Source organism: Ornithinimicrobium faecis (assembly GCF_023923225.1).
Lineage (GTDB): Bacteria > Actinomycetota > Actinomycetes > Actinomycetales > Dermatophilaceae > Ornithinicoccus > Ornithinicoccus faecis.
This window is the reverse complement of sequence record NZ_CP099489.1, coordinates 2257577-2280595: the sequence shown is the minus strand read 5'-3', so window position 1 is coordinate 2280595 and position 23019 is coordinate 2257577. Positions and strand designations below refer to the sequence as shown.

At 68.4% G+C, this 23019-nt stretch carries 25 protein-coding genes, 1 tRNA gene and 1 riboswitch; of the genes, 2 read left to right on the top strand and 24 right to left on the bottom strand.

Annotation, left to right across the window (positions count from 1 at the left end):
- Positions 1-60: 60 nt before the first annotated feature.
- The 3 genes from NF556_RS10600 to NF556_RS10590 are packed head-to-tail and all read right to left on the bottom strand — an operon-like array spanning position 61 to position 2664.
- A complete protein-coding gene (locus NF556_RS10600; protein ID WP_252595630.1) occupies positions 61-993 on the bottom strand; it encodes a GNAT family N-acetyltransferase in 933 nt (310 codons plus the stop codon).
- A 13-nt stretch (positions 994-1006) separates the two neighbouring features.
- Positions 1007-2245: an APC family permease gene (locus tag NF556_RS10595; protein WP_252595628.1), complete on the bottom strand. Its 1239-nt coding sequence runs from the start codon at positions 2243-2245 to the stop codon at positions 1007-1009.
- The gene (locus tag NF556_RS10590; RefSeq protein ID WP_252595627.1) at positions 2242-2664 is read right to left on the bottom strand and encodes an OsmC family protein; all 423 of its coding nucleotides are present in this window, start codon (positions 2662-2664) and stop codon (positions 2242-2244) included. The genes NF556_RS10595 and NF556_RS10590 overlap by 4 nt, the downstream gene beginning before the upstream one ends.
- Positions 2665-2682: 18 nt before the next feature.
- Here NF556_RS10590 and NF556_RS10585 point away from each other — a divergent pair, with 18 nt between their 5' ends.
- Positions 2683-3264 (top strand): histidine phosphatase family protein, encoded by a 582-nt coding sequence (locus tag NF556_RS10585; RefSeq protein WP_252595625.1) that lies wholly within the window; start codon positions 2683-2685, stop codon positions 3262-3264.
- Here NF556_RS10585 and NF556_RS10580 read toward each other — a convergent pair.
- The 13 genes from NF556_RS10580 to NF556_RS10525 all read right to left on the bottom strand — a co-directional run bounded on the left by NF556_RS10580 (position 3254) and on the right by NF556_RS10525 (position 15475).
- Positions 3254-4783, bottom strand: coding sequence for a glutamate-cysteine ligase family protein (locus NF556_RS10580; protein ID WP_252595624.1), 1530 nt, complete (start codon positions 4781-4783; stop codon positions 3254-3256). The genes NF556_RS10585 and NF556_RS10580 overlap by 11 nt on opposite strands.
- 94 nt (positions 4784-4877) lie before the next feature.
- Entirely contained in the window at positions 4878-5123 is a 246-nt protein-coding gene (locus NF556_RS10575; protein ID WP_252595622.1) for a cupredoxin domain-containing protein, read from the bottom strand.
- A 221-nt stretch (positions 5124-5344) separates the two neighbouring features.
- Positions 5345-5872 carry a trypsin-like serine protease gene (locus NF556_RS21520; RefSeq protein ID WP_425607018.1) on the bottom strand — a complete coding sequence of 176 codons (528 nt, stop codon included), beginning with the start codon at positions 5870-5872 and terminating at the stop codon, positions 5345-5347.
- 1037 nt (positions 5873-6909) lie between these two features.
- Positions 6910-9723 (bottom strand): aminomethyl-transferring glycine dehydrogenase, encoded by a 2814-nt coding sequence (gene gcvP / locus NF556_RS10570; RefSeq protein ID WP_252595621.1) that lies wholly within the window; start codon positions 9721-9723, stop codon positions 6910-6912.
- A 51-nt stretch (positions 9724-9774) separates the two neighbouring features.
- A riboswitch (glycine riboswitch) is annotated at positions 9775-9867 on the bottom strand.
- Positions 9868-9980: 113 nt separating this feature from the next.
- Entirely contained in the window at positions 9981-10559 is a 579-nt protein-coding gene (locus NF556_RS10565; RefSeq protein ID WP_252595620.1) for a MerR family transcriptional regulator, read from the bottom strand.
- Between the two features lie 100 nt (positions 10560-10659).
- Positions 10660-11157, bottom strand: a complete 498-nt coding sequence (locus NF556_RS10560) for a bifunctional nuclease family protein (RefSeq protein WP_252595618.1) — start codon at positions 11155-11157, stop codon at positions 10660-10662.
- 9 nt (positions 11158-11166) lie between these two features.
- Positions 11167-11991, bottom strand: coding sequence for a MerR family transcriptional regulator (locus tag NF556_RS10555; protein ID WP_252595617.1), 825 nt, complete (start codon positions 11989-11991; stop codon positions 11167-11169).
- Complete coding sequence (locus NF556_RS10550) at positions 11988-12440, bottom strand: FHA domain-containing protein (protein ID WP_425607017.1); 453 nt, start codon at positions 12438-12440, stop codon at positions 11988-11990. Before NF556_RS10550 ends, NF556_RS10555 begins: the two co-directional genes overlap by 4 nt.
- A 33-nt stretch (positions 12441-12473) precedes the next feature.
- Complete coding sequence (gene gcvH, locus NF556_RS10545; protein WP_252595616.1) at positions 12474-12863, bottom strand: glycine cleavage system protein GcvH; 390 nt, start codon at positions 12861-12863, stop codon at positions 12474-12476.
- 41 nt (positions 12864-12904) lie between these two features.
- Complete coding sequence (locus tag NF556_RS10540; RefSeq protein WP_252595614.1) at positions 12905-13675, bottom strand: DUF881 domain-containing protein; 771 nt, start codon at positions 13673-13675, stop codon at positions 12905-12907.
- A 2-nt stretch (positions 13676-13677) separates the two neighbouring features.
- Positions 13678-14010, bottom strand: a complete 333-nt coding sequence (locus NF556_RS10535) for a small basic family protein (RefSeq protein ID WP_252595612.1) — start codon at positions 14008-14010, stop codon at positions 13678-13680.
- Positions 14007-14870 (bottom strand): DUF881 domain-containing protein, encoded by an 864-nt coding sequence (locus tag NF556_RS10530; protein WP_252595611.1) that lies wholly within the window; start codon positions 14868-14870, stop codon positions 14007-14009. Before NF556_RS10530 ends, NF556_RS10535 begins: the two co-directional genes overlap by 4 nt.
- Positions 14867-15475, bottom strand: coding sequence for a CDP-alcohol phosphatidyltransferase family protein (locus NF556_RS10525; RefSeq protein ID WP_252595610.1), 609 nt, complete (start codon positions 15473-15475; stop codon positions 14867-14869). The genes NF556_RS10530 and NF556_RS10525 overlap by 4 nt, the downstream gene beginning before the upstream one ends.
- A gap of 340 nt (positions 15476-15815) precedes the next feature.
- Between NF556_RS10525 and NF556_RS10520 the strand changes: the two genes are divergently transcribed.
- Positions 15816-16304: a VOC family protein gene (locus NF556_RS10520; protein WP_252595609.1), complete on the top strand. Its 489-nt coding sequence runs from the start codon at positions 15816-15818 to the stop codon at positions 16302-16304.
- A gap of 251 nt (positions 16305-16555) precedes the next feature.
- Here the strand turns inward: NF556_RS10520 and NF556_RS10515 are convergent.
- From NF556_RS10515 to NF556_RS10480, 8 genes are all read right to left on the bottom strand, one after another.
- Positions 16556-16629, bottom strand: a tRNA-Pro gene (locus tag NF556_RS10515).
- 63 nt (positions 16630-16692) lie between these two features.
- Positions 16693-18144 carry a ribosome biogenesis GTPase Der gene (gene der, locus NF556_RS10510; RefSeq protein ID WP_252595774.1) on the bottom strand — a complete coding sequence of 484 codons (1452 nt, stop codon included), beginning with the start codon at positions 18142-18144 and terminating at the stop codon, positions 16693-16695.
- Between the two features lie 110 nt (positions 18145-18254).
- Positions 18255-18737, bottom strand: a complete 483-nt coding sequence (locus tag NF556_RS10505) for a SufE family protein (protein ID WP_252595608.1) — start codon at positions 18735-18737, stop codon at positions 18255-18257.
- Positions 18737-19621, bottom strand: a complete 885-nt coding sequence (locus NF556_RS10500) for a sulfurtransferase (RefSeq protein WP_252595606.1) — start codon at positions 19619-19621, stop codon at positions 18737-18739. Before NF556_RS10500 ends, NF556_RS10505 begins: the two co-directional genes overlap by 1 nt.
- Positions 19621-20349 (bottom strand): (d)CMP kinase, encoded by a 729-nt coding sequence (gene cmk / locus NF556_RS10495; RefSeq protein WP_252595605.1) that lies wholly within the window; start codon positions 20347-20349, stop codon positions 19621-19623. The genes NF556_RS10500 and cmk overlap by 1 nt, the downstream gene beginning before the upstream one ends.
- A gap of 59 nt (positions 20350-20408) precedes the next feature.
- Positions 20409-21413, bottom strand: coding sequence for a pseudouridine synthase (locus NF556_RS10490; protein ID WP_252595603.1), 1005 nt, complete (start codon positions 21411-21413; stop codon positions 20409-20411).
- The gene (gene scpB, locus NF556_RS10485) at positions 21410-22123 is read right to left on the bottom strand and encodes an SMC-Scp complex subunit ScpB (RefSeq protein ID WP_252595602.1); all 714 of its coding nucleotides are present in this window, start codon (positions 22121-22123) and stop codon (positions 21410-21412) included. The genes NF556_RS10490 and scpB overlap by 4 nt, the downstream gene beginning before the upstream one ends.
- Complete coding sequence (locus tag NF556_RS10480) at positions 22116-23018, bottom strand: segregation and condensation protein A (RefSeq protein WP_425607072.1); 903 nt, start codon at positions 23016-23018, stop codon at positions 22116-22118. Before NF556_RS10480 ends, scpB begins: the two co-directional genes overlap by 8 nt.
- Position 23019 lies beyond the last annotated feature (1 nt).

The following is a 23019-nucleotide window of genomic DNA, read 5'->3' as shown; positions in this document are numbered from 1 at the left end:
GCCGGGATATCGACCGAGCGCGCCACCGCCGCGCTGACAGACCCACCGAGCACGCGGTCCTCAGCCGATCGGCACCTCACGGTGATAGGAACACGTCACCTTCGACAGCGTGAACCCTGCCTTCTCATACAGCCTGGTCGCACCCGTGGGACTGGCCGAGTCAACATCGAGGGCCACGTAGTCATAGCCCCGGGCGAGACCCACGGTGCGCAGCAGGGCGGCGTGGGCCAGGCCTCGTCCCCGCGCCGCTGGCACCGTGCCGACCAGCGTGATGTAAGCCTCCTCTGGCACCCACTGCGCCACCATCACATAGGCCAGGACCTGCCCCAGGTCATCCACCGCGAGAGTCGAGATCGGCATCCGGTTGGAGCGGGCAGTCCAGGTGTCGGCCCACGCCTCCGCGGACTTCGGCCCCGAGCCCCAGTGGTCGCGGAAGGCCTCGTTGTGGGCCAGCCGGGTGGCCTCCTGGTGCTCCTCGGTCGGCGACACCAGCACCGCCCCGACGTCGGGCACCGCCACCTCCTCGGAGGTGACGAACCGCTTCATCTCGTTCCAGTAGCGCACGACCGCATAGCCCCGGCGCTCGAGCATGGGCCGCACGGAGGCCCCCTCGACCCCGCCGGACACCGCCCAGACGGCAGGGGCGCCCGGGAGCCTGTCCCGGGCCAGCTCCACGCCGCGGGCCTCCATCCGGTCCATGAGCGCGGTGCCCAGGCCGCGGCGCCGGAAGTCCGGGTGGATGCCACCGCCCAGGTGCAGCTGAGCCTGGCCGTCGTGACTCTCACGGAACCGCGCCTGCCCATACCCGACCAGCTGCTCGCCCTCCCACAGCGCCCACGAGTCCTGCTCCGGGGTGAACCCGTGCTCGGTCAACTCCTCGGCCAGGTCATCGGCGTCATAGAACTCATCGGTCTGGTCGACGCGGGCGAGCAGGTTGGTCAGGTCCGTCCAGGCCGGCACGTCGTCAGCGCGCAGCTGGGTCCAGGTGATCATGGGCGCAAGTGTCCTACGCGTGCTGCCTGGACCGCCACTGAAAAATGAGGAACCAGACGGTGCCGACCGCGAGCACCACAACCCCTGCCACCACGGACTGCCAGGGCAGCATGACCGCCAGGACGACGCAGCCCACCAGCCCCGCAGCCGGCACCACGGGGGCACCACGCCAGTCGCCGCGCAACGTCCAGGCGCTCGCGTTGGCGACGGCGTAGTAGGTCAGCACCCCGAAACTGGAGAACCCGATGGCTCCGCGCAGATCGACGATCAGGACCAGGGCGATGACGATGGCACCGACCGCCAGCTCCGCGTTGCGCGGCACCTGACGACGATCGATGCGCGTCAGCACCTGGGGCAGATAGCCGTCCCGCGCCATGGCCAGCGAGGTCCGGGAGATGCCCAGGATCAGGTTGAGCAGCGCGCCACACGCAGCCAGGGCGGCCACGGCCCGCACCGCCCAGACCCACGGCTCCCCCAGCACCACGGCAGTCGCCGCCGCGACCGGGTCCGGCACAACCGCCAACTGCTCAGGGCCGAGTATGCCGAGGGTCAGGACAGCGAGGATGGCGTAGAGCCCCAGGACGGTCACCACGGTGATCGCGATGGCCCGCGGGATCGTGCGCTCCGGATCACGCACCTCCTCGGCGAGGGTGGCGATGCGGGCATAGCCCGCGAAGGCGAAGAAGATCAGACCAGCGCCCTGCAGGACGCCATACGGAGTCGCGCCCTGGGTCCACATCCCCGGGTGGGCCGACCCGGTGCCTCCGGCCAGCCCGGCCACCAGCACTGCGGCGAGCACCGCCAGGACGATGGTCACGATCACCTTCGAGACACCGGCCGAGCGCTGGACCCCGCTGAGGTTGAGCACGGTGATCACCAGCACCGCCACGACTGCCGCCAGCCGCTCCTGCCCTGGCGCGACATAGGCGGCGATCGCCATGGCCATCGCCGCGCAGGAGGCGATCTTGCCGACCACGAACGACCAACCCGCCAGATAGCCGGCGAACGGGCCGATCCGCTCCCGGCCATAGACGTAGGTGCCGCCGGCTGACGGATAACGGGCCGCCAGGGCGCCCGAGGACCAGGCGTTGCACGCGGCCACGATGGCGGCCAGCAGCAGGCTCAGCAGCAGCCACGATCCGGCGGCACGTGCTGCCGGCCCCCACACGACGAAGGCACCGGCACCGATCATCGATCCCAGGCCGATGGCCACCGCGTCGCCGGGTCCGAGCCGGCGGGCGAGCTCGGTCACGTCATGACATAACTGACCGGGGTCTCCAGCTGCACCGTGCGAGAGACGGTGCACAGGCGGTCCCGAGACTTCGCGACAGCATCGGGCAGGCGCACCCGGGCGGTCTCGCCCTCCTCCCCCTCAGGGAAGCGGACAGTGAAGGTGATGGTGACCTCCCCAAGGTGGTTGCCGTGCTCATCGCGCACCTTCTCGGCCTCGGCTGCCACGTCAAACTGGGTCGGCTCGGCCAGGCGCGAGGTCAGGTAGTCCACGTCGATCGCCGAACAGCCCGCCATGGCTGTCAGCAACAGTTCCACCGGGGTGAAGTCGCTGGTCCCGCCGTCGCCGAAGGTCAACCGTCCTCCCCGGACGTTCTCGGCCTCGTAGGTGCCCTTGGTGTGCCGGGTCAGGGTGATGCTGCGCAGGTCATCAGAGCTCATGGGGGCTAGCCTGCCAGAGTGACCCAACGACTCATCATGGTGCGCCACGGCGCGACGACGTGGTCCGAGTCGGGCCAGCACACCGGCCTGACCGATCTGCCCCTGCTGCCCTCGGGTGAGGAGGGTGCCAGGGCGCTGCGACCGCTGCTCGAACGCTTCGACATCGCGCACGTGCGGTCCTCACCGCTGCAGCGCGCCAGGCACACCGCCGAGCTCGCGGGAGTCACCATCGACACGATCGACCCGGACCTCGTGGAGTGGGACTACGGCGCCGTCGAGGGCGTGAGCACCGCGCAGATGCGGGAGCGCACCGGCACGGACTGGAGCGTCTGGAGCGACGGCGTGACGCCCGGGGACACCCCCGGCGAGACCGTTGAGGAGGTCGCCGCGCGGGCCAGCCGGGTGCTGGGCGCCGTCGCCGACATCGACGGTGACGTGCTGCTGTTCGGGCACGGTCAGGCGCTGCGCATCCTCACGGCCGTCTTCCTGCGCACCGAGCCACGGTTCGGGGCGCACCTGGCCTTCGAGACCGGTGCCCTCGGCATACTCGGCTTTCACCGCGAGGATCCGGTCATCGAGGCCTGGAACCTCAGGAGCTGACTGCGGCCGCCTCGCTCTCGGTGGCGCTGGCCGTGGGCAGCTCCCAGCTGTGCACCGGCTCGTTGGCCTCGCTGTGCTCGGCATAGAGCGCAAACATCTTGTGCAGCGCGGTGGGTCGGTCATCGCCCTGCGCCTCGAAGTGCTCCGTGCAGGCCACCTGCCAGGACGAGCCGTTCTGCCCTGAGCGACAGCGCTCGGCGATCACGTCGAGATAGTGGCTGCGCACCTCGCGGCGCAGCCCCAGACCGGCCAGCCCCTCGTCGGCCAGCGGCAGCAGGTGCTCGGTGACCAGATCGGTGACCGGGACCCGTCCGAAGCCGGGCCAGGACAGCGTGGAGGTGATGCCGTGGCGGGCCGCCTCCTCGAAGTTGTTCTCCGCATCCTCGAACGGCATCTTGGTCCAGATCGGGCGTCCGCTGCTGGTGAACTTTTCCAGCAGTCCGTAGTAGAAGCACGCGTTGGCCACCATGTCGATCACGGTCGGCCCGGCGGGCAGCACACGGTTCTCGACCCGCAGGTGCGGCACCCCGCGCACGTTGTCATAGATCGGCCGGTTCCACCGATAGACCGTGCCGTTGTGCAGGCGCAGCTCGCCGAGGGTGGGCACCTCACCGGACTTGTAGACCGCCACCGGGTCCTCGTCGGTCTGCTCGGGCAGCAGCGCCGGGAAGCACCGGACGTTTTCCTCGAACAGGTCGAAGATCGAGGTGATCCAGCGGTCTCCGAAGTAGGCCCGCGGCCGCACGCCCTGCGCCTTGTGCTCCAGCGAGCGGGTGTCCACCATCTGGCTGAACAGCGGGATGCGGGTCTCGGCCCACAGCCGCCGCCCGAACAGGTAGGGCGAGTTCGCGGCCAGGGCGACCTGCACGCCGGTGATCGCCGAGGCAGCGTTCCAGTACATCGGGAAGTCCTGCGGGGTCACCTGCTGGTGCAGCTGCACCGAGGTGCACCCCGACAGCGGACCGATGGTCTCGAAATAGCCGGAGAACCGCTCGCCGGTCTCGCCCTCGATGTCGAGCTCCAGGCCGTCACCGCGCTCGGACAGGATCGCGTTGTTGAGCGCGGTGTAGCGCACCCCGAGGCTGAGCCACTCGTCGTCGAACAGCTCCTGCATCAGGGTCGGGAGTATGCCGACAGCCACCACCTGCGCCCCGTGCCCCCGAGCAGCGTCCCCGGCTCGGCGCAGGGACTCGTTGAGCCACCGCTCCAACCGCACCGCCTGGTCCCCGGCCATCGGCCGCGGGGGCACGTTCATCTCGATGTTGTAGCGCCCGACCTCGGCCTGGAAGTCGAACTCGCTGCCCTCCAGCTCCTCGAGCACCCGCTCGTTGAGCAGCGCCGGGTCCAGGTTGGCGTCCACCAGGTTGAGCTCGATCTCCAGCCCCATCTGGGGTCGGGTGAAGTCGAACCTGCTCTGCTCGAGCATGTGCTCGAAGACATCGAGTGACTGCAGGACCTTGTGGCGATAGGCCAACCGGTCCTCCCGGCTGAATGCGGCGGAACTGACTTCCTGACCCATGGGCGCCTCCTTGCGTTGCGCACAGCCTAATCAGATCCGCGCCACCTGGGGCGGTCGACACCAGATCACGGCTCACACAGCGGTCCACCAGCTGTCAGGGCCGTGGGGCGAAGACGAGGACGATGGCTCCGCCGAGGCAGTCATAGTCGTCCTCGGGGTAACCAGGATCTTCGGGGCCCATCCACATGCCTGGGACGAAGGCATCATCGTCGCCCAGCACCAATTCTCTGCCATCGGGCAGGCGCGCCCCGCCCTCGATAGGCTCGGTGCCCGGAGGCAACGACAACACACCCAGCTCTGCGTCCAGCCCCTGGAGCCCCAGGCATCCCTTGACGTCCACCACCTCACCCCCAACAGCACCCTCCAATCCACTGGGCTCGCGCTCGGCCGTGATGGCCAGCTGCGGGCCGGTGCTCGTCGTGTCGGACCGGCTTGGCCCCTCGGAGGGGTTCAGCGCGTCGCCTCCATCACTCGAGCATCCTGCGAACACTAGGATTACCGCGGCACTGCTCATCAGCGCCACCGACGACCTCAGGCGAATGCTCAGCCACGTTGACGGTCTCATTGGGTCAGGACCCTCCAACCCCGGGACGGAAAGATTCCCACCCGGGTAAAACTGTTTGTCCCCCCAGTCTCCGTGCAGGTTCCTGAGTGGACGCCATACGCGTGAGTCGAGGTGAACCAGGGCCCACCGCTATCTCCGGACTGCGTCTTATGTCGATCCATGACGGTCAACGCATGTGTCTTTCCGTCATCCGCCCCACCAGAACACGAACGCGAAAAGACGGAGACGATCGCTGACTTCCTCGCCCTCGTGGCCCACCCAAACACGCTGAGTATCTGCCCGTGCCCAGGTGAGCCGACTCCTTTTACGTAGCGCTTCGCATTGTAATCGTAATAGTATGTCGCCAAGGCATTGTTGATACCAGTGGCATAATGACCCCAGTCGTAACCGTTATCCCAGTACGTGATGGGTGAGTAGAGTGTGGCTGAGGAATTGTCATCGACTGGATGATTCCGATAGGGCCGTGAAGCGCCATGCGTGGCACAGTGGCCAGCTGTCGCGAGTCTTTTCGTCCCTGAGCTCATGTTAACGATGGTGAACCCAGACGTACACTTGAAGCTGGCTCCCCCGCGGAGAGCGATCGGCGCGAGGGGGACTGCGGAAGGGGCCGGTAAGGGAGGTGCCTTAGTATGATCGCTCACTTGCGACTCGCGTTCCGGACTATATTGGATGTCGCCCTGAACGCTGTACTCAATTCGGAACGCCGGATCAGTCTGCGTAACTGCCCGGGGCTCAGCGGCACTCAGCGGCGCACTCGTCGTTACCGAGAGTTTGGCACCACGTGGATCGATATCGACGAAGACAACGCGATCACCATTCACACTCGAGGTCAACTGGTCCAGCACAGCAGCAGACGCTGCTTCCATGTCAGCCAGATCGAAATTCGAGGTGTACACCTGCACCATTGGATACCGAGCAGTTGCCAGCTCCGAAGTAACATCACGAGGGATCTCCCCCTCCCAGATGACATACGGAACGGACCCGTCAAAACCCCACCCGGCATACCCTGGCCTGCTCTCCCATGTCGCCGCCAAGGTGCCCAGATCGTTCGCGTAGGTGCCGCGCTCCAACACCTCCTCCACGGAGAGCCCAAGGTCATACGCCGCGAACACTGTGTCCTCAAGCGCGGCGACCGACAAACCACCAAAGGAGAGGTCAGGGTCATAGGTCACATCTACCCCTTCGGGAGCACTCGCCCGGGCCACCAACTCAGCCTCGAACGCCTCCAACTCCTTCTGTGACACACGGCCACTCGGGAGCCAGTCAGGTAGGCTTTGTCGCCCTATGATCCCGGTGACCACGTGCGCTGATGTGGCGTATGCCACAGAGTCAGCAGACAAAGGCGCGGCCCCGCCAGGTTCGTGACTAACCGACGGTGCGGTTGGATTCACCAGGCCAAGCACCAACAGCATCGCTACCGCGAGGAACCCCCGCCGACGGCGTGTCATGACTCCACCAACCATGGTGCCTCCCCGAGGTGTTGGCTGAGTCTAGGGCAACCTGGGACCGGCGACAAGTGTCGTGCTGAACCAGGGGAATCAGGTCAGTCCGGAGCGCTGGCTCAGTTCTCGAAGGCCTCCGGCGGCGGGCAGGAGCAGACCAGGTTGCGGTCACCGAAGGCGCCGTCGATGCGCTTGACCGGCGGCCAGTACTTCGCCTTCGGTCCGGCCGGGAAGGCGGCCGGCATGCGCTCGTAGGGGTGGTCCCACTCCCCCGCCAGCTCCAGCGCCGTGTGCGGGGCATTGCGCAGCATCTCTCGCGAGCCCTCGTCGTCCATCTCGGCGCGGATCGCGATCATCGCCTCGATGAACCGGTCCACCTCGCCCAGGTCCTCGCTCTCGGTGGGCTCGACCATCAGCGTGCCCGCCACCGGGAAGCTCATGGTGGGAGCGTGGAAGCCATAGTCGATGAGGCGCTTGGCCACGTCGTCGACCGTGACTCCGGTCTCCTTGGTCAGGCCGCGCAGGTCCAGGATGCACTCGTGGGCGACCAGGCCGTTCTCACCGGCATAGAGCACCGGGTAGTGCTCGCCCAGGCGCTTGGCGACGTAGTTGGCGTTGAGCACCGCGACCTCTGCCGACCGGGTCAGGCCGGCGCCACCCATGAGCCGGACGTAGGCCCAGGAGATCGGCAGGATGCCGGCCGAGCCGTAGGGCGCGGCGGAGATGGCGCCGACACCGGACTCGGGGCCGGCCTCGCGGTCGAGGGGGTGGTTGGGCAGGTGCGGAGCCAGGTGCTCGCGCACCGCGACCGGGCCGACGCCGGGGCCGCCACCGCCGTGCGGGATGCAGAACGTCTTGTGGAGGTTGAGGTGTGAGACGTCGCCGCCGAACTCACCGGGGCGGGCCAGGCCCATGATGGCGTTGAGGTTGGCACCATCGACGTAGACCTGACCTCCAGCCTCGTGGACCAGGTCGCACAGGTCGCTGATGGTCTCCTCGAACACGCCGTGCGTGGAGGGGTAGGTCACCATGATCGCGGCCAGCTCGGCGCGGTGCTTGTCGATCTTGGCGCGCAGGTCGTCCATGTCGATGTCGCCACCGGGGGCCGTCTTGACCACGACGACCTTCAGCCCGGCCATCACGGCGCTGGCGGCGTTGGTGCCGTGCGCGCTGGCGGGGATCAGGCAGATCCGGCGGTCCTCGTCACCGTTGGCCAGGTGATAGGACCGGATGGCCAGCAGCCCGGCGAACTCACCCTGGGAGCCGGCGTTGGGCTGCAGGCTCACCGAGTGATAGCCGGTGACCTCGGCCAGCCACTGCGACAGCTCGGAGACGATGCGGCGCGAGCCGACGGTCTGATCGAGCGGGGCGAAGGGGTGCAGCGACGCGAACTCCGGCCAGGTGATCGCCTCCATCTCGGTGGTGGCGTTGAGCTTCATCGTGCAGGACCCCAGCGGGATCATGCCGCGGTCCAGGGCAAAGTCCTTGTCGCCCAGGGACTTGATGTAGCGCAACATCTGGGTCTCGCTGCGGTGGCTGTTGAAGACCTCGTGGGTCAGATAGTCCGAGGTGCGGGTGTGCACGTCATCCCACGCGATGGCCTCGCCCACCTCGACGGGGGTGACCCCGAAGGCACCGAGGACGGCGTCCAGGTCGGCGTTCGTGATGATCTCGTCCACGCTGAGCAGCACGTGCTCGGCGTCGACGGCCCACACGTTGATCCCGGCTTCCAGGGCCTTGGCCACGACGGCCGCCGAGTCGGCGCGGACCGTGAGCGTGTCGAAGAAGTCGCGGGTGGTCACCTCGACGCCCCCGGCCACCAGCGCCTCGCGCGCATAGCGCGCCTTGGCGTGCACGCTTTCCGCGATCCGGCGCAGGCCCTCGGGGCCGTGCCACACGGCATACATGCTGGCCATGACGGCCAGCAGCACCTGTGAGGTGCAGATGTTGGAGGTCGCCTTCTCGCGGCGGATGTGCTGCTCGCGGGTCTGCAGGGCGAGGCGGTATGCCGCGTGGCCGGCTGCGTCCTTGCTGACCCCGACCAGGCGGCCGGGCAGGGTGCGCTCCAGGCCGTCGCGCACGCTCATGTAGCCGGCGTGCGGGCCACCGAAGGCCATCGGGACGCCCAGGCGCTGGGTGCTGCCCACGGCCACGTCCGCGCCCCAGGCGGCGGGCTCGCGCAGCAGGGTGAGGGCGAGCAGGTCGGCCGCCGCGGTGACCAGTCCCCCGCCTGCGTGCACGGTCTCCGCGAGGGTGCTCCAGTCGCGGATCTCACCGTCGGCGCCGGGATACTGCACGATCGCCCCGAAGACCGCACGGCCACCGGCCAGCGCCTCGGGGTCGGACAGGTCGCCGGTGACCAGCTCGATGTCCAGCGACCGCGCGCGGGTGGCGAGGACGGCTGCACTCTGCGGCAGCAGGTGCTCGTCGACGAGCAGCACGGCGTCGTCGGCGACCTTGCTGGCGCGGCGCATCAGGGTCATCGCCTCGGCGACGGCGGTGCCCTCGTCCAGCAGCGAGGCACCGGCCGTGGGCAGGCCGGTCAGGTCCGAGACGACGGTCTGGAAGTTGAGCAGCGCCTCGAGTCGGCCCTGGGAGATCTCCGGCTGATAGGGCGTGTAGGCCGTGTACCACGCCGGGTTCTCCAGGATGTTGCGTCGGATCACACCAGGCGTGTGCGTGCCGTAGTAACCCAGGCCGATCATCGAGGTGACCACGGTGTTCTGTGCAGCGATCTCGCGCAGCTCCTCGATCACTGCGCGCTCGGAGTCGGCGGCGGCCAGGTCGAGGGCGGCACTGGCGCGGATCCGCTGGGGCACCGCGGCGTCGATCAGGGCCTCGAGGGAATCATAACCAACCGTCTGCAGCATGGTGGTGACGTCGGACTCGCGGGGGCCGATGTGCCGGGCGGCAAACTCGGGCAGCGTGGGCATGGGTGCTCCTTGCGTCTGCCCCCTCTGTCCGGGTGTCCCGTTCAGAGTTGCCTGTCCCGCACGTTCCTGGCGCCTGAGAGCTTGGCGGGGAGATTGCCCCTTCGGCGCCCCACGTGAAGGTGAGGACTCTCACGCGCGGTGTCAACAGCACGGCCGAGTCTAGCCAATCCAGCGCAAAAGTGAGCACCCGCCCAGATCGACGGTGGGTCGGGTCACACCGACGTATGCCGAGGGTCGGCCCGGCGGGTGCGGACCTGTCAGCTGGTCTTGCGGGCGCGGCGACGCTGGGAGAGCTCGTCGTCCCCGGTGCCGGGGTCCTCGGCGCGCTCGCTCGGCATCGAGGACAACGTCCCCTCCACCTCGCGCCAGACGCTGCCGATGGCGATGCCGAAGACGCCCTGGCCGCCGCGGACCAGGTCGATCACCTGGTCATCGGAGGTGCACTCATAGACGCTGGCGCCGTCACTCATCAAGGTGATGTTGGCCAGGTCCTGGACACCGCGCTCGCGCAGCTGGGTGATGGCCACCCGGATCTGCTGCAGGGACACACCGGTGTCGAGCAGACGCTTGATGATCTTCAGGACCAGGATGTCGCGGAAGCTGTAGAGCCGCTGCGTGCCCGAGCCGGAGGGGTTGCGCACCGAGGGCTCCACCAGGCCGGTCCGGGCCCAGTAGTCGAGCTGGCGGTAGGTCACCCCGGCGGCGCCGCAGGCCGTGGGGCCGCGATAGCCGATGCCCTCCTGCAGGGCGGGGACGTCCGAGGTGAACAGCAGACCCTGCTCGGGCGTGCCCGCTTCCTGCGGCCCGCGCACTTCAGCTCCAGTGCCCACTGGCATCTCCTCAAGACTACGTTGGTGTGATTCGACGGTAAGCCCTCTTGATCCCCGGGTCAATGACCGCCACGCTGGGAAGGGCCGCGATCCGGTGAATTCGCTCTCACGGCTGCGGGTCCGGGGGGGTGTCGTCACTGCCGGCCTCAAAGTCCTCCGCGGAGACCTGATCGAGAAACTCGCGGAACCGCTCGACCTCGTCCTCATCCTCGACGGCCATCGCGACGCCCGCAGCGTCGAGGACATCCTCGGACGCCAGGATCGGGGTGCCGGCCCGCAGCGCGAGCGCGATCGCGTCGGAGGGGCGGGCCGAGATCTCCTTGGTGCCGTCGAGCACCAGGACGGCATAGAAGATGTTGTCCTCCATGGAGGTGATCCGCACCTCCTCCAGACGGTGCCCCAGGTCGGCGATCAGCGTGACCATCAGGTCGTGCGTCAGCGGTCGCGGCGGTTGCACCCCCTGTTGGGCATAGGCGATCGCGGTGGCCTCCGGCGCGGCGATCCAGATCGGCAGGTAGCGCTGACCCTCTCGCTCCCGCAGCAGCACGATGGGGTTGTTGGTCGGCATCTCGACGCGCACACCCAGGACGTCCAACTCCTTCACCCTGCCAGGTTACTGCGTCTGCCCCAGACCTGCCCGCACCAGGGCGACGTGCAGTGCCAGGGTGCGCGCCAGGATCTCGGCCTCGAGCTGCTCGGGGTCGGCGTCGGCGGCGCCGCGGGCCCGCCTGCGGCGCACCGGCTCCAGGATCTGCTGGGCCAGTCCGATCTCGCGGTCTGCGGCGACCCGGAACAGCCTCAGGTGGCGCGGCTCGAGCCCGTGCGCCGCCAGCGTCGTGCACTCGCGGGCCACGTCGAGGTCGTCAGCTCCGTGGCGCCCACTGGCGTCGGTGCGGATCAGGCCGAACGCCTTGAGCTGGGTGTAGGCCGCGACGTCGAGCCCGGTGTGCTCGCGCAGCTCGCTGGGGGTGAGTCGAATGGTCCGGCGCCGACGCAGCTGGCCGGCGGTGGGCAACCGAGCCCCCACGGGCTCAGGATGATCGGACCCGCTGCCCCCGGTGGAGCCCGACTCCCCGGCAGCGGGGCCCTCCCCCGCGTCGGTGCCAGGCGACGCCGACGGTGGACCCTGCTCGCTCGGCGAGCCCTCGGCATACCGGGTCTGGTCGGAACCACCGGCTGGGGTGGAGGGGTCCAGCCCCAGATCCATCCGGTCCAGGGCCGCCTTGATGACCTTCAGCGGCCAGAACCGGTCGCGCTGAGCGCGCAGGACAAACCGGAGCCGGTCGATGTCCTCATCGGTGAAGGCCCGCTGCCCGGACTCGCGACGCTGGGGCAGCACCAACCCCTCGGTCTCGAGGAAACGGATCTTGGAGACGGTGAGTTCGGGGAACTCCTGCCGCAGCAGGCGCAGCACCGTCCCGATGGGGTGGAGCGTCACGCCCGCCCGCGGTAGTAGACCAGCCGGAACTTGCCGATCTGCACCTCGTCACCCTGCTCGAGGACCTGCTGGTCGATGCGCTCGCGGTTGACATAGGTGCCGTTGAGCGAGCCCACGTCACGCACCTCATAGCCCTCGCCGGAGCGCGCGAAGACTGCGTGGCGACGGGAGACGGTGACGTCGTCGAGGAAGATGTCGCTGTTAGGGTGACGCCCCGAGCTGACCTCCTCAGCGTCAAGCAGGAACCGGGCCCCCGTGTTGGGGCCGCGCAGCACGATGAGCAGCGCGGTGCTCGGCCGCAGGGCCTCCACCGTGCGCTGGTCCTCGTCGGAGAGGCGGGGAACCTCCTCATCGAAGGAGTAGCCCTGCGCGGGCAGCTCAACCCCCCGGGGCAGATTGGCGGTCGGGTCCACGCCGGACCCGTAGTGCTCGCGCTCGCGCTCAGTCACCAGCAACCTCCTCCTTCGGTGTGTGTTCCCAGCCTAGTTGGTCTGCTCCCGGTAAGCACTCACGTCGAGCAGTCCGTCGAGGGCGGAGGCATCGGCCACCTTGATCTCCATCATCCAGCCCTCGCCGTAGGGGTCAGAGTTGATGAGCTCGGGGGTGGCGTCCAGCGCGTCATTGACCGCGGTGACCTCGCCGTTCAGCGGCGCATAGAGGTCACTGACCGACTTGGTGGACTCGACCTCACCGCAGGCGTCACCCGCGGTGAGCTCGTCGCCAACGGCCGGGAGACTGACGTAGACCACGTCACCCAGGGCGTCCTGGGCGAAGGAGGTGATGCCGACTCGCACCACGTCCTCCCCGCGGTCCTCGATCCACTCGTGGTCGCTGGTGTAGCGGAGGTTGTCTGGGAACTGCAACTCGCTCATGAGATCCGGTCTCCTCGTCGAAACGTTGGGTCGTGCTGACCCTACTCTGACGGCACGGGGCGTGCGTACTGAGGCTCCTGTGTCTGGTGCAGCGCGTCGACCACCAGCAGCTCTCCCTCGACGACCTGGGCGTTGCCGCCAATGCCCCGGACGCTGTCGCTGAACCCGCCGGGGATCGCCATCGCCCCGGAGAGGGTGTGCGGGTCACCGATGGCGAGGATGCGGAAGGGCACCTGGACCTCCTCACCGTCGACGATGAGGGTGCCGTTCTCGATCCCGATCCAGCTGTTGGCCACCACGCGCACCGGCCCGATCTGAATGGCCTCCGCGCCGGCATTGCGCAGTTCCTGCATCAGGTCGATCATCATCGTGGGCGTGAAGCCGCCGTCGGGGGCGTCGACCGTCATCGTGATGCCCGGGCCCTCGACCGCGACCGTGCCGGCCAGGATCTGGTGGCTGGCCAGCCGGGCGCGTGCCGCCTGGCCGGCCTCGGCGCCGCTGCCGTCCTCCAGGGCGCGCTTGTCGGACTCGAGCAGACGGATCTCACCCTCGAGCGTGTCGGCGCGCTCGGTCACGTCGTCCAGCAGGGCCACCAGGTCGGTCTCGCGCAGGTCGTCCAGGGCCACGTCATTGGCCGCCTGCACCTGGGCGACCAGGGCAAATCCCACCGCAACCGTCACGATGGCGGCCAGCAGGTTGCCGGGACTGATGCGGGGACGGACCAGCCGCAGCAGCCGGCGCCACGCGTGCCCAATCGAGACTGGTGGGCTGCCCTGCTTGGGACCTGGTGGACGGTCCGTTGGCTCGGCCATCGCTAGGCCCCCATCAGGTGCCGTCGGATCGCCGCGACGTTGGAAAAGATCCGCAGGCCGAGGACGACCACCACGCCGGTCGAGAGCTGGCTGCCCACGCCCAGCTGGTTGCCCAGGAGCACGATCAGGGCCGCCACCAGCACGTTGGACAGGACCGAGACGACGAAAACCTTGTCGTTGAAGGCCGCCTCGAGGGCTGCCCTGACGCCGCCGAAGACAGCGTCCATCGCCGCGATCACCGCGATCGGCAGATAGGGCTCGAGCCACAGGGGCACCGTGGGCGAGAGCACCAGTCCCATGACGATGCCTGCGGCAAGTCCGATGAGGGGGATCACTGGTCGTTCTCCGATGCTCGGGTCTGCTCTGGCACGTGCGCCACACGGGTGCTGAGTCGGGAGGCAGCCGGCAGCGTGACCTCGTCCTGCGGCGACAGGTCCACGAGGATGCCGTAGTCGGACCGCAACTCCGTCAGATAGCTGCCCGTGCTCCCCGAGCGCATCTCGTCCATCAACTCCTCGCGGTCGCCGATGATGACCACCTCGTAGGGCCGCGCTAGTGCCTTGAGGTCCACCACGATCGCCTGCCCGGCAAAGCGGATCGTGGAGGTCGAGGTGAGCCGCTGATCGTTGATCGCAATGGCTTCGGCGCCGTGGGCCCACAGACCGTTGACGATCGTCTGCAGGTCACGGGAGAGGACCCGCTCGTCGTCCGTGCGGTCCGCACTCGGTGGTGGGTCATTCAGGGTCAGCACGACGCCCTCCCCGACCACGGCCGTCGCGCCTGCCGCCAGGGCTGCCTCGTCGAGCTCGGCCTGGTCCACGACGGGGGTGGCGAGACGGTCCTGGAGGTTGGTGATCTCGCCGCGCAGGGTCTCGATCTGCGTGGCGTGCTCGTCCCCCAGGGCGTCGGCGGTCTCGATGCGCTCGGTCAGCTCGGCCCGCGTCGCCGCGTCCGCCGGGTCGGGAGTGCGCAACGTCTGGGCCGCGACGGAGAGCAGGAACCCGAGCAGGACCGACGTGACCACGAGCAGGACCGTCCGTCCGCCGGTGCTGCGCGGCTGCCCGGCCCGCTCGCGCCGATCCGCGGAGGAGGCATAACCCGGGTCCAACGGAGGATCCATGACCTCGCGCAACAGCGCCATCGACGCGGCCGGATCCTTGTCCCCTGCGGCGGCGCGGCGCGGCCGAGATTTCATGCTCCCACCGCCTGCCACTGTCGTCGCCGTTGCGCCACCATAACGCCGACCTGCCACGCATAGAGGGCGGCACCGAGCGCATACAGGCCGGTCCCCCACCACGCGAAGGCCCAGCCCACGGGCAGGACGGCTGCTCCCAGCCAGGTGTCGAACTGCCCGAGCAGGATCAGTGGGAAGCCGCACAACAGGTTGAAGGTCGCTGCCTTGCCGATGAAGTGCACCGGCGGCACGGGCAGGTCATAACTGCGCACGACCGGATAGAGACTCAGCACGAACAGGTCGCGCGCCACGATGGCCAGGACGAGCCACCACGGGATGATCTCGCGCCAGGCGAGGCCAAAGAGGGTGGAGGCGATGTAGAGCCGGTCGGCCATGGGGTCGAGGTACTGGCCCAGGGTGGTGACCAGGCCGAAGTGCCGGGCGATCTTGCCGTCGAGATAGTCGGTGACCCCCGAGGCCATCAGCACGATCACTGCGAGCACGTCCTGATCGGTCAGGATCGCCCACAGGAAGAGCGGCACCCCCACCAGGCGAAGGCTGGACAGCACGTTGGGCACGTTGAGGACAGCCCCTGCGCGCCCCCCGCGATCGTCCGTGCTGCTCACATGCACAGCCTACGGTCCCGTGGCAGCAATGTGAGCCACCCTGACGTCCTTGGCGACATGTCCGCTCTGCTGGTCGCGTTGGCGCTCGTGAGTGAGTGCACCGACCCTCCAGGGGCGTTTGCCCAACTCACGAGCAGCAGTGTCGCCACAACTCACGAGCAGCAGTGTTGCCACAACTCACGAGCAGCAGTGTTGCCACAACTCACGAGCAGCAGCATTGGCCCAACTCACGAGCAGCAGGGCCGATGAGTCTGCGGCAGCCTGCCAGTCCATATCTGTGGCCGGACCAACCGGCCGCGCACTGACAACGCACTGACCGCGCACTGACAAGGAGCCCCCCATGCATCCCGTTTTCCCGTGCCTGTGGTTCAACACCGACGGTGAGGAGGCCGCAACCTTCTACACCTCGCTGTTCCCGAACTCCCGCATCACCAAGGTCACCCGCTACACCGTGCCGACGCCCTCGCCCAACGAGGTGGGCAGCGTCCTGACCGTCGACTTCGAGCTGGACGGCAAGCACTATCAGGCCCTCAACGGTGGCCCGGACTTCCCCTTCACCGAGGCCATCTCGCTGTGCGTGCCGTGTGACTCGCAGGAAGAGTCCGACCAGTTGCGGGAGTCACTGTCCGAGGGCGGAGAGGGCGGTCCCTGCGGCTGGCTCAAGGATCGTTTTGGTCTGTCCTGGCAGGTCTATCCCGCCGAGCTCGACGACCTGTGCAACGACCCTGACCCCGCACGGGCTGCCGCCGCAACGACCGCGATGCTCCAGCAGACCCGCATCGACCTCGCGGAGATCCGGGCCGCCATGGACGCCGTCTCGACCGGCTGATTCGATCCTGCAGAAGTAGTCGCATGCGACGACACCCGCAGGACCATCTCTGCCCGCCCACGTGACCTCTGCACGAGCACCCACCCGGACGGCCACGCGGTCAGCGTGGCGCGCACGCCGGCTCCGCCACGAGGTCGCCGTGGCGCGCACGCTGGCTCCGCTGCACGGTGCCGGGCGGATCGTGAAACCAGGACAGCCGGACCCACAGTGTGTGGATCCGGCTGTCTTCGATGTCCTGCGACATCTCTCGGTCGGGCTGACAGGATTTGAACCTGCGACCCCTTCACCCCCAGTGAAGTGCGCTACCAAACTGCGCCACAGCCCGAGTGCTCGTGAGCGGACTGAACTTTATCCCATGACAGTCGCCCAGCAAGAATCCGGGGTCGAGTCAGCGGCGCCGCTTCTCCCGGACCCGCACCGAGATCTCGATCGGGGTGCCCGCAAACCCGAACTGCTCACGCAGACGGCGCTCCAGGAACCGGCGATAACCGTGCTCGATGAAGCCGCTGGCGAAGATCACGAACCGGGGCGGACGGGTGTCGGCCTGGGTCGCGAACAGGATCCGCGGCTGCTTGCCACCACGGACCGGGTGCGGGTGGGCTGCCACGATCTCGCCGAGGAAGGAGTTGAGTCGTGAGGTGGAGATGCGCGAGTCCCAGGAGTCCAGCGCCGTCTCCAGCGCCGGGACCAGACGGTTGGTGTGCCGGCCGGTCAGCGCGGAGATGTTGACGCGGGGTGCCCAGGTGATCTGCACCAGGTCGCGCTCGATCTCCCGCTCGAGGAAGTGCTGGCGGTCTTCGTCGACCTCGTCCCACTTGTTGTAGGCGATGACGAGCGCCCGCCCGGCGTCGATGACCTGCTGGATCACGCGCACATCCTGCTCGGCGATCTTGTCCGCCGCATCGAGCAGCACGATGGCGACCTCGGCCTTCTCCAGGGCTGTCTGCGTCCGCAGGGAGGCATAGAAGTCCGCGCCCCGGGCCTGATGGACCCGGCGGCGGATCCCGGCGGTGTCGACGAAGCGCCACTGCTTGCCATCGAGCTCGATCAACTCGTCGACGGGATCACGGGTGGTGCCGGCAACATTGTCGACGACGGCCCGCTCCTCCCCCGCCAGCTTGTTGAGCAGCGAGGACTTGCCGACGTTGGGGCGCCCGAGCAGGGCGACACGGCGCGGTCCGCCCCGCGGATAGGCTCCCGCAACGGTCGACTTCTGCGGCAGGTGCTCCAGCACCGCGTCGAGCACGTCACCGCTGCCCCGACCGTGCAGCGCGGACACGGGCCACGGCTGTCCCAGGCCGAGCGACCAGAGAGCAGCCGCCTCCATCTCGGCCTTTTGGTCATCGACCTTGTTGGCCACCAGCACGACTGGCTTGCCGGAGCGACGCAGCAACCGCACGACACTCTCGTCAGTGCTGGTGGCCCCCACCGTGGCGTCCACGACAAACATCACGACGTCACACAGCTCAACGGCCACCTCGGCCTGTTCGGCCACGCGCAGGTGGATGCCGCTGGCGTCGACCTCCCACCCGCCGGTGTCGACGAGGGTGAACCGGCGGCCCGCCCAGTCGGCGTCATAGGCCACGCGGTCGCGCGTCACACCGGGCAGGTCCTCGACGACCGCCTCGCGGCGCCCGAGGATCCGGTTGACCAGGGTCGACTTGCCGACGTTGGGACGCCCGACGACGGCCACGACTGGGCGCGTCTCGGCCTCGAGGTCCTCAGCGGCCTGACGGCGTCGTCCCTCGACGAGGGCGAGGTCCTCCTCGCTGAGGTCAAAGTCATCGAGTCCGGCCCGCAGCGCCTCTTCAAAAGACGGGTCGACGTCTTGCGCGGCCAGATCTTCCCCAGCGGTGGCCGGGTCGACCCCGCCGGTGGGCGCGTCGGCCGGGTCAACCCCGCCGGTGGGCGTGTCGACGGGGTCGACCTCGCCGTTGGTGTCCGACACGGTCACTGCCTCTCGTCGATGGTGGTGTGGGCTCGCACCTGACGCTTGATGCGTCCGAGCATGCCCACCATGCCGCGCATCCGCAGCGGCGACACGGCCTCGGACAGCCCGAAGCGATAGGGCGCCTCGTCCGGCACGGCCAGGATCTCCTGCGCGCCGAGCCCGTCCAGGCTCTCGTGCAGGATGCCGGCGAACCCACGGGTGGTCGGCGCCTCCGGCGGCGCGGACAAGAAGATGTGCACGGTGCGGGACTCATCGGAGTCCACCTCGACCGCCAGGAAGACAGGTGATTGGCACTCGTCGACCTTTTCCATCTCACCCAGCCGACCGGCATACGAGTCGGGCAGGTCTGGCAGATCGTTGGCGAGCTCCAGGAGCAACTGCAACCGCTCCTTCTGCGCCAACTCGTGGAACTCCCCCGCCAACTCGGCCATCGCCTCCGGCAGGTCGTCGGTGCGGGTGGATGCGGCGAACTGACCCGCCATCAGCGCTCCACCGGCACGCCGACGGAGTTGCCCCACTCGGTCCACGAGCCGTCATAGTTGCGGACCTGCTCAAAGCCGAGCAGGTGGGTCAGCACGAACCAGGTGTGACTCGAGCGCTCACCGATGCGGCAGTAGGCGACCACGTCATCGGACGGCGCCAGTCCCTGCTCGTCCTGATAGAGCGCCTCCAGCTCCTCGCGGCTCTTGAAGGTGCCGTCCTCGTTGGCTGCCTTGCCCCACGGCACCGACTTCGCGCCCGGGATGTGCCCGCCGCGCATCGCGCCCTCCTGCGGATAGTCCGGGATCGAGAGCAGCTCACCGGAGAACTCACCCGGGGAGCGCACATCGACCATCGGCTGGCCCAGGTGCTTGAGCACGTCCGCCTGGAACGCGCGGATGGTGCTGTCGTCGCGCTCCACGACCGGATAGTCCACGGCCTCAACGGTCGGGACGTCGGTGGTGGTCTCCCGGCCCTCGGCGATCCACTTGGCCCGGCCACCGTCCAGGATGCGCACATCCTCGTGACCGAACAGCGTCATCACCCAGAGCGCATAGGTCGCCCACCAGTTGCTCTTGTCGCCATAGATCACCACGATCGTGTCGCGCCCGATGCCGCGCTCACCCATGACCTGCGCGAACTGCTCGCCGTCAACATAATCCCGCGACAGCTGGTCGTTGAGGTCCAGGTGCCAGTCGAGCTTGAGCGCGCCGGGGATGTGCCCGGTGTCATAGAGCAGGACGTCCTCGTTGGACTCGAGCACGACCAGGTTGTCGGCTCCCAGGTTCTGGGCCAGCCACTGGGTGGTCACCAACCGCTCAGGATGGGCGTATGCCGACAGCTTGGTCTGCGCGTCCGTCTGGGAAGTCTCGGCCTGGGTGGTCATCAATTGCCTCCGTCGTCTGGGGTGTGGAAGGGCGTGGGCGTGGGGGTCGCCTGGGCGATGGCGTCAAGCACCGCACCCACTGATTGCTCGAACGTCAGGTCGGAGGTGTCGATTCCCACGACACCTGGCGCCGGCTCGAAGAACGCCGAGACGGTGGCATCGGCGGCGTCGCGGCGCACGATCTGATTGTGCGTCGCGGCGATCGCCTGGGCGTCATCGGTGTCGAAGAGCTCACGCGCACGGCGCGCGAGCCGGGCCTCCTCGGAGGCGGTCAGCAGGAACCGGTGGTCAGCGTCGGGGGCGATGACCGTCGTGATGTCGCGGCCCTCGACGACGATCCCGGCGCCCGCGTGCCGTGCGTCGGCGATGAGCTGACGCTGCTGGTCACGCATCGTGGCGCGCACCGCCAGGTTGGTGGCGATGTGCGAGACCTGCTCACTCAGGGCGGTCTCGCGGATCGCGGCAGCGACATCTGTGCCGCCCACGTGGATGCTCGGCGCGTCGGGGTCGGTCCCGATCTCCAGGGGGTAGGTCAGGGCCTGCTCGGCGACCTCCTGGGTGTCGGTCAGGTCGATCCCCTGCTGCAGACACCACCAGGTGAGCGCGCGATACATCGCGCCGGTGTCGAGATAGGTCAGCCCGAGCTCGCGGGCAACCTGCTTGGACACGCTCGACTTGCCTGATCCGCTGGGCCCGTCGATGGCGATAGTGATCGGGTTCTCAGGCACCGGACCAGCCTAACTTGTCCGGTGTCCTGAGAAGCATCCGTCCAGGGGCGCGGGCTGGGTCAGAGTCCGGCGGCGCTGTAGAGCCCGCCGACCTCCGCCTGTGTCAGCGCACGCGTGCGGCCGGTGCGCAGCTGCCCGAGCAGGATGGGCCCGACCTGGACGCGGGACAGCGCCTCGACGGGGTGGCCGACCTCGGCCAGAAGGCGGCGCACGACATGCTTCTTGCCCTCGTGCAGGATCAACTCGACGATCGCCTTGCCGGGGGCTGAATCGATGAGCTTGAAGGAGTCGACCTTGACGATGCCGTCCTCGAGCTCAACACCGGCGCGCAGGACCTTGCCCAGCTCGCGCGGGACCGGCCCGGGGACACGAGCGATATACGTCTTGGGCACCTCGTAGGCCGGGTGCTGCAACCGGTGGGCCAGCTCACCATCGTTGGTGAGCAGCAGCAGCCCCTCGGTGTCAGCGTCCAGGCGCCCGACGTGGAACAGCCGCTCGTTGCGCGGCGGCAGATAGTCGGAGATCGACGCGCGTCCCAGGTCGTCGCTCATCGTGGAGACAACGCCCAGCGGCTTGTTGAAGGCCAGATAGACCCGGCTGTCGTCGAGCACGACCCGCGTGCCGTCGACATGGATGCTCTGAGCGACCGGGTCGACCCGCACGCCGAGCTCGGTGACGATGTGACCGTCGACCTCCACCCGCCCCTGGGTGATCAGCAACTCACACGCTCGACGGCTGCCGATGCCAGCGGACGCGAGCAACTTCTGCAGCCGCACGCCGTCCGGCTGGTGGACGTCCGCTCCCGAGTTGTCCACCGGGGGCGGCGTGGTCGACCGCTTGGGCTTGATCTTGCGGGGCGGGCCAGCGTCGGGGCCCACTGGGCGCCCCGGGCGTCCGCGCGGGTTGTGACGGCGCTTGCCGCCACCGGATCCGGCACCGGAGCCGCCGCGCGGTCCACCACCGGAGCCGCCGCGTGACCCACCACTGGATCCACCTCGTGACCCACCGCTAGATCCACCTCGTGACCCACCGCTGGGGCCACCTCGTTGCTGGGGCGGGTTCATGCGTGTCCTTCCGACGCGAGTTCTTCGATGACATCTGCCGGAGGCAGGTAGGGAGCAAGTGGGGGCAGGTCGTCGAGGCTGTCCAGGCCCATCCGCTGCAGGAACAGATCGGTCGTGCCATACAGCGCGGCCTGGCCAGGCTCGCCGTCGACGATGACCTCCTCGATCAGGCCACGCGAGACCAGGGTGCGCACGACACCGTCGACGTTGACACCTCGGACCGCACTGACCCTGGCCCGGGAGATCGGCTGCCGATAGGCCACGACCGCGAGCGTCTCCAGGGAGGCCTGGGTCAGTCGTGCCTGCTGCCCGCCCATCAGGAACTTCTCCACCACGGGGGCATAGGCCGGCTTGGAATAGATCCGCCAGCGCCCGCCTAACCGGCGCAGCATGAACCCACGGTCACTGTCGGCATACTCGCTGGCGAGGGTCTCCAGGATGGAGATGACGTCCTCCATCGGCAACTCCAGCGCCGAGGCGAGCACGGTCTCCTCGACCGGCTCGTCGATCACCATGAGCACCGCCTCAATCGCCGAGCGGGCCCCACCGGGGAAGTCGTTGATGTCGAAGGCGACCTGCTCGACGCCCTGCTCCTCGGGCGTCTGCTCCTCGGGCGGCGTGGCGTCCTGCACCTCGTCCGACTCGTCCGGCGACTCGTCGCGGGGCTCGTCCTGGGGCTCGCTCTGGCCCTCGTTCTGGGGCTCACTCATCGGTGCTCTCCTGGTCGTCCTCGTCGAACTCGTCGCTGACCTCGACGTCGCCACTGTCGCTGCCGGTCCACCGGACGGTCAGCTCGCCGAGCGGGTCCTCCTGGTCCAGCGACAGCAGGGACTCGCGGAAGAGCTCCAGCAGCGCCAGGAAGCGCGCCACGATCACCAGCGTGGTGTCGGCATCCGCGACCAGCTCCCGGAAGCTCGCCGTGCCGGTGAGCCGCAGACGCTGCACCACCAGGACTGCCTGCTCACGCACCGACACCTGCGGGGCGTGCAGGTGGGTGAGCCCCACCGTGGGCGGAGGCTTGGGAGCCATCGCGCGGGCGGCGATCATCGCCAACTGCTCGGGGGTGATGTTCATGACCAGTTCAGGCAGCAGCCGGGTGAACTCATCCTCGAGGGCGACGTCGCGCGGGAAGATCCGCCCCACCGTCTCCATCCGTGTGGCGAAGGCGGCGGCGACGTCCTTGAAGGCGCGATACTGCAGCAGCCGGGCAAAGAGCAGGTCCCGGGCCTCGATGAGCTCGAGGTCCTCCTCGTCCTCCTCGCGACGGTTCGGCAGGAGGCGTGAGGCCTTCAGGTCCAGCAGCGTCGCGGCAATGAGCAGGAACTCCGAGGCCTGCGAGAGGTCCCAGTCGTCGTCCGCCTCCTGCGCCACCCGGATGTGGGCCACAAACTCGTCGGTGATCTTGGCCAGCGCGATCTCGGTGACATCGAGCTTGTGCTTGGCGATCAGCCCGAGGAGCAGCTCAAACGGCCCCTGGAAGACATCTAGGTGCACCTGGAACGGCGTTGGGCCGCGCCGGGTGAGCACGCCGCCAGGGACGGCCTGAGCCGGGTCCACCTCGGGGATGGCCGCTGGCTCCCCGGGGTCGGCCAGGGTCGTCTCCAAG

Excerpts from the sequence above, each read along its gene's own strand:
- NF556_RS10565 (WP_252595620.1), bottom strand. The coding sequence starts at position 10,559 with ATGCCAGTGGGCACTGGAGCTGAAGTGCGCGGGCCGCAGGAAGCGGGC.
- NF556_RS10500 (WP_252595606.1), bottom strand. The coding sequence starts at position 19,621 with ATGACCACCCAGGCCGAGACTTCCCAGACGGACGCGCAGACCAAGCTG.
- NF556_RS10590 (WP_252595627.1), bottom strand. The coding sequence starts at position 2,664 with ATGAGCTCTGATGACCTGCGCAGCATCACCCTGACCCGGCACACCAAG.
- gcvH (WP_252595616.1), bottom strand. The coding sequence starts at position 12,863 with ATGAGCGAGTTGCAGTTCCCAGACAACCTCCGCTACACCAGCGACCAC.
- NF556_RS10530 (WP_252595611.1), bottom strand. The coding sequence starts at position 14,870 with ATGAAATCTCGGCCGCGCCGCGCCGCCGCAGGGGACAAGGATCCGGCC.
- scpB (WP_252595602.1), bottom strand. The coding sequence starts at position 22,123 with ATGAGTGAGCCCCAGAACGAGGGCCAGAGCGAGCCCCAGGACGAGCCC.
- NF556_RS10540 (WP_252595614.1), bottom strand. The coding sequence starts at position 13,675 with ATGGCCGAGCCAACGGACCGTCCACCAGGTCCCAAGCAGGGCAGCCCA.
- NF556_RS21520 (WP_425607018.1), bottom strand. The coding sequence starts at position 5,872 with ATGAGCTCAGGGACGAAAAGACTCGCGACAGCTGGCCACTGTGCCACG.
- NF556_RS10505 (WP_252595608.1), bottom strand. The coding sequence starts at position 18,737 with ATGGCGGGTCAGTTCGCCGCATCCACCCGCACCGACGACCTGCCGGAG.
- NF556_RS10490 (WP_252595603.1), bottom strand. The coding sequence starts at position 21,413 with ATGAACCCGCCCCAGCAACGAGGTGGCCCCAGCGGTGGGTCACGAGGT.
- NF556_RS10600 (WP_252595630.1), bottom strand. The coding sequence starts at position 993 with ATGATCACCTGGACCCAGCTGCGCGCTGACGACGTGCCGGCCTGGACG.
- NF556_RS10520 (WP_252595609.1), top strand. The coding sequence starts at position 15,816 with ATGCATCCCGTTTTCCCGTGCCTGTGGTTCAACACCGACGGTGAGGAG.
- NF556_RS10580 (WP_252595624.1), bottom strand. The coding sequence starts at position 4,783 with ATGGGTCAGGAAGTCAGTTCCGCCGCATTCAGCCGGGAGGACCGGTTG.
- gcvP (WP_252595621.1), bottom strand. The coding sequence starts at position 9,723 with ATGCCCACGCTGCCCGAGTTTGCCGCCCGGCACATCGGCCCCCGCGAG.